Annotated in this window: 7 protein-coding genes; 5 read left to right on the top strand and 2 right to left on the bottom strand. The window is 66.1% G+C overall.

Features of this window, described 5'->3' with window-relative positions:
- Positions 1-48: 48 nt before the first annotated feature.
- Positions 49-735, bottom strand: a complete 687-nt coding sequence (locus SFU54_RS04810) for a TetR/AcrR family transcriptional regulator (protein ID WP_319015165.1) — start codon at positions 733-735, stop codon at positions 49-51.
- Positions 736-813: 78 nt separating this feature from the next.
- On the opposite strand from SFU54_RS04810, the gene SFU54_RS04805 reads away from it, so the two are divergent.
- Genes SFU54_RS04805 through SFU54_RS04790 form a run of 4 tightly spaced genes read left to right on the top strand, consistent with a single transcriptional unit; the run spans position 814 to position 3235 of the window.
- Positions 814-1818 (top strand): NAD(P)-dependent alcohol dehydrogenase, encoded by a 1005-nt coding sequence (locus SFU54_RS04805; protein WP_319015164.1) that lies wholly within the window; start codon positions 814-816, stop codon positions 1816-1818.
- A gap of 43 nt (positions 1819-1861) precedes the next feature.
- A complete protein-coding gene (locus tag SFU54_RS04800; protein WP_319015163.1) occupies positions 1862-2329 on the top strand; it encodes an SRPBCC domain-containing protein in 468 nt (155 codons plus the stop codon).
- Positions 2330-2339: 10 nt separating this feature from the next.
- Positions 2340-2627 carry a DUF4287 domain-containing protein gene (locus SFU54_RS04795; RefSeq protein ID WP_319015162.1) on the top strand — a complete coding sequence of 96 codons (288 nt, stop codon included), beginning with the start codon at positions 2340-2342 and terminating at the stop codon, positions 2625-2627.
- Between the two features lie 35 nt (positions 2628-2662).
- Positions 2663-3235 (top strand): YdeI/OmpD-associated family protein, encoded by a 573-nt coding sequence (locus SFU54_RS04790; protein WP_319015161.1) that lies wholly within the window; start codon positions 2663-2665, stop codon positions 3233-3235.
- Here SFU54_RS04790 and SFU54_RS04785 read toward each other — a convergent pair.
- Positions 3232-3732, bottom strand: coding sequence for a DoxX family membrane protein (locus tag SFU54_RS04785; RefSeq protein WP_319015160.1), 501 nt, complete (start codon positions 3730-3732; stop codon positions 3232-3234). The two genes, SFU54_RS04790 and SFU54_RS04785, sit on opposite strands and share 4 nt — an antisense overlap.
- A gap of 100 nt (positions 3733-3832) precedes the next feature.
- On the opposite strand from SFU54_RS04785, the gene SFU54_RS04780 reads away from it, so the two are divergent.
- Positions 3833-4371 (top strand): 2-oxoglutarate and iron-dependent oxygenase domain-containing protein (locus SFU54_RS04780; protein ID WP_319015159.1); only part of this gene is annotated, 539 nt, incomplete at its 3' end.

The following is a 4371-nucleotide window of genomic DNA, read 5'->3' as shown; positions in this document are numbered from 1 at the left end:
TGTGGACGCCGCGCGCGAATGCGTTCTTCGCGCGTCGCTAGGCCGCGTTCACACGAGCGAACGTGCGTAGCTCGCCCCTGAACCGGTTCGTGGCGGAAGGTGGCCGTCGCGCAAGCGGGCCAGTCCGTCGATGACGAGGTCGACCATGAGCGAATACTCCTCTGCGTGGTCGTGGTGTTCGCGAATCGTGACACTAATGCCGGGATAGTCACCCGCGAGATCCCCGTTGTACAGTGCCTGCACGCTGTCGCCGAGCGCCGCGGCAGTGGGGCGGCGCGCCTGTTGTGCGGTAAAACCCATGATCGTGCCGTCGACGATGTGCAGGCCGTGGTGCGCGAGCTGCGGAGTGAAGCCGGCCTCGAGCAGTGCCGTCGTGATTGTCTCGGCGTAGCGCAGCCGGCCGTCTCCCGCTCGAGGGCGAATGGTCACCAGTTCGACCGCCCAGGGGCGGGCAAGCAGGGTGGCGTGGGCACGGTGCATGATCGCGGCGATGCGCGCGCGCCAGTCGGCTTTGAGGGCGGCCTCGTCGTCGATCCAGTCGTGCACGATGACGTCAACCATCGCATCGAGTAGGGCTTCTTTGTTGGGCACGTGACGGTAGAGCGACATCGCTTCCACCCCCAACGCGGTGCCGAGTCGCCGCATGGTCAGCGCGTCGAGACCCTCGGCGTCAGCGAGGGTGAGAGCAGCCTGCAGTACGCGATCGTGGGTGAGGGCATCCCGAGTTCTCGCCATGGTCGCTCCTTGACAGTGTCGCCGCTGTGACATAGTTTACGGCGTAAGCATACACCGTAAGCAATCGAGAGGCGCGTGATGAAGTCCGTTGTCGCAACGACCTATGGCGGCCCCGAGGTGCTGCAGGTTGTGGATGCTCCGCCGCCCGTCGCCGCCGAGAACCAGGTGCTCGTGCGCGTCGCCGCGAGCTCGATCAACCCGCTCGATTGGCACGAGCTGCGCGGCACGCCCTATGTCGTGCGGATGATGCGGGGCCTGCGCACCCCCAAGCCGAGCGGCCAGGCCATGGGGTCTGACGTCGCGGGTGTCGTCGAGTCGGTGGGTGCGGGCGTCACGCGGTTCACGGTGGGCGACGAGGTCTTCGGCTTCGGGTCGGGCGCGTGGAGCGAGCTCATGGTCGTGGGCGAGTCGGGCCTCGTGCCCAAGCCCGCGGGTCTGTCGATGGCTGACGCGGGCTCAGTCGGCGTTGCGGCGATCACGGCCCTGCAGGGTTTGCGCCGCGGCGGCCTCGTTGCCCCGCGCACGTGGGGCCCGGGTGAAGTCGAGCCCATGCGCCCGCGCGTGCTCATCATCGGAGCGTCCGGCGGAGTCGGCACGTTTGCCGTGCAGATTGCCAAGTTGCTCGGAGCGCACGTGACGGCCGTCACGAGCACCCGCAATCTCGAGCTCGTCGCTCGACTCGGTGCCGATGACGTTATCGACTACACGACCACCGAGGTCACGCGGGGCATCGCGCGGTTCGATCTCATCTTTGAGCTCGCCGGAAACCGGCGGTTGCGTGACCTGGCGCGCATCCTGACCCCGACGGGTTCGCTCGTGTCGTGTGGTGCACCGAAGGGAGAGTGGCTGGCGCCGCTGACTGCGCCCGCGAAGCTCGCCGTCGCCTCGCTGTTGTCGCGGCGCACGTACGCCTCGTTTCTCGCGAAGCGCGACACGGCCGATCTGCAGGCGCTCGCCGACTGGTTGGCCAACGGTGCGCTGCGTGTCGTCGTTGACGAGGTCTACCCGGTTGACCGCATCGCCGAGGCGGTTGCCCATGGTGAGGCGGGGCACGCGCGCGGCAAGGTCGTCGTCACGGTGTGATGCGTGAGGTGTCAATCGGCACTCGAGGGTGCAGACTCAGATCATGACGGTGCATGCCCACGAGTTGGTGATGACCCTCGATCGTCGCATCGAGGCCTCGCCGGCAGACGTTTTCGCCGACTGGACCGTGCCCACTCGATTGCAGTGGTACCTCAACCCCTCGCACGCGTCGAGTGCGACGGTTCCCATCACAGTTGACCTCACCGTCGGTGGTGCGTGGTGTGTGCCGATGGTCATCGACTCCGACACCGCTTACATGACCGGTGGCGTGTACCGCGAGATCGTTCCTGGTCGCCTTTTGCGCTTCGCCTGGGGAGCCCGGCCCGGCTGGCCCGACCCGTCGGAGGAGCGCGAAGGCCTCGTGACGCTCAATGACGACGACGGGGCAACGGCACTGCACTTCGCTCTCACGTGGATTTCGCGCGCGGGCGACGACACGTCGATCTGGCCACAGTGCGTAGCCGGGTGGACAGACACGATCGATAGGCTCGTCGCTCGATACGAGAGCTAAAGGAGTTCGCATGTCATTTCAGGCCTATCTCGACGCCGTCGAGGCCAAGACGGGCAAGACGCCGCGAGCGATCGTCGACGAAGCCATCGCACGCGGCTACGACGATGCGAGCGTCAAGGCGGGCGTCATCATTCAATGGCTCGCTGATGACTACGGACTCGGGCGTGGTCACGCCATGGCGATCGTGCATGTCATCAAGAAGGGCCCTGTGATCGACCCGAAGCACGTCAACTCGGGCGGAACCCACAGCGACCCCAGTACTGTTCTCTGGCTCGACGGCATCGCAACAAAGCCGTAAACACGTCGTAACCGTCGCCACCTAGGCTGACCCTCGTGGTTGCCAATTCTGAGAAGCCCGTGATGCTCTTCGAGCGCGTCGAGCTATGGGAAGAGTGGCTTGAGGCGCATCCCGAACACGCGGGGGTTCGCCTCAAGATGCGCAAGAAGCGCTCGACCGCACCGGGAATCACCTACGACGAAGCGCTCGAGTCGGCGCTGTGCTTCGGGTGGATCGACGGCCAGATCTATGGCTTTGACGACGACTACTCGCTGCAGGTCTTCACCCCACGCCGTCCGCGCTCGGTGTGGTCGCAGCGCAACGTGGGCATCATCGAGCGCCTGACCGAGGCCGGCCGCATGCGACCGCCAGGCATCGCTCAAGTAGAGCGCGCGAAGGCCGATGGCCGGTGGGATGCCGCCTACAGTCAAAAGAGCATGGTGGTTCCCGCAGACCTGCAGGCCGCTCTGGATGCGTCGCCGGCCGCCGCGACCACGTTCGCCTCGATCAGCTCAACAGCGCGATTTGCGATCGTCTTTCGCCTCGATGGCGTCGTGCGGGCCGAAACGCGCGCCCGCAAGCTTGCCGGCTACATCGAGCAGCTCGAACGGGGCGAGTCGCCTATCTAGCGGGCCTGTGCGGGAATGTCGATTGCTCCCGTGCGGGCCTCGCGGTCGCTGCGGTCTTTCCGTAGTGCCGTGCCGCCGATGATGAGCGCGCACGCGATGATCACGAGGTTCTTGACGATGTACTGGCCCTCGAGAGTGAGCCCCCAGGGCACGACCGTGAACGTCACGGCGGGTAGCAGAACGAGCGGCAAAAACGTCGCGGGCATCTGTGGAATGAGCAGTAGCAGCGCGAGCCGCGTGAGCGGCGGGAAGAGGAAGGCGACCCCGATCGCTACCTCCCACAGCCCGATGAGCGGAATGATGATCTCGGGCGTGAGCCAGTAGACGGTGGCGGCCACGAGGTCATAGGCCGGGCTCAGGTCGCCGATCATCTTGAGCGCCCCGAACCAGATGAAAACGATCCCTAAGGCGAGGCGCGCGAACTTGATGCCGAAGGCATCCATGGTCCAGACAACGAGGCGGTCGAACTTCTCGAACAGTGCAGTAATCGTCGTCATGGCGTCTCTCTTCTGTCGGTGCTTCGACGCTAAGCGAGCCACCTGGATGAGCGGTGCTCGCCCGGTGTGCGCGGGCTGATGGAGGGGGTAGCGTGTGGCCATGACGCCCTCGATCGCCGTGCCGACCATCAGTCTCGACCGCGACCCGGCGGTCGTCGGGCGTGAGTTCGACGAGACGCTGCGCACGGTGGGGTTCTTCCAGGTCGTTGACCACGGGGTTGACGCGGCCGTGGCCGATGCTGCGTGGAACCTCGCACGCGCATTCTTCGACCTGCCGCTCGCCGACAAGCTCGCGGTCGAGCGTGCGCCCGGAGGACTCTATGGCTACTTTCCGATGCGCAGCGAGTCGCTCGCGGCCTCGCGCGGCGACGTGACGCCGGGCGACTTGAAAGAGTCGTTCAACATGGGGCCGGGCATCCGCCCCCATCACGTGCCGGTTGACGAGACCGAGACCGCGCTGTTCACGGCCAACGTGTGGCCCGCGGCTCTGCCCGAGCTGCAGCAGGCGTGGCAGGCCTACTACGCCGAAATGGGCCGCTTGGCTGATCGACTCATGGGCATGTTCGCCCTCGGGCTCGACCTGCCCGCCGACTACTTTGCGGCGCACATCGACGCCAGCCCGAGTGCCTTGCGCGCCAT

The sequence above is a fragment of the Microcella sp. genome, from assembly GCF_033763155.1.
Lineage (GTDB): Bacteria > Actinomycetota > Actinomycetes > Actinomycetales > Microbacteriaceae > Microcella.
The sequence above is the reverse complement of the archived record's forward strand: the minus strand, read 5'-3'. Positions and strand labels throughout refer to the sequence as shown.

Coding starts and splice junctions, on each gene's coding strand:
- SFU54_RS04800 (WP_319015163.1), top strand. CDS start 1,862: ATGACGGTGCATGCCCACGAGTTGGTGATGACCCTCGATCGTCGCATC.
- SFU54_RS04785 (WP_319015160.1), bottom strand. CDS start 3,732: ATGACGACGATTACTGCACTGTTCGAGAAGTTCGACCGCCTCGTTGTC.
- SFU54_RS04795 (WP_319015162.1), top strand. CDS start 2,340: ATGTCATTTCAGGCCTATCTCGACGCCGTCGAGGCCAAGACGGGCAAG.
- SFU54_RS04810 (WP_319015165.1), bottom strand. CDS start 735: ATGGCGAGAACTCGGGATGCCCTCACCCACGATCGCGTACTGCAGGCT.
- SFU54_RS04805 (WP_319015164.1), top strand. CDS start 814: ATGAAGTCCGTTGTCGCAACGACCTATGGCGGCCCCGAGGTGCTGCAG.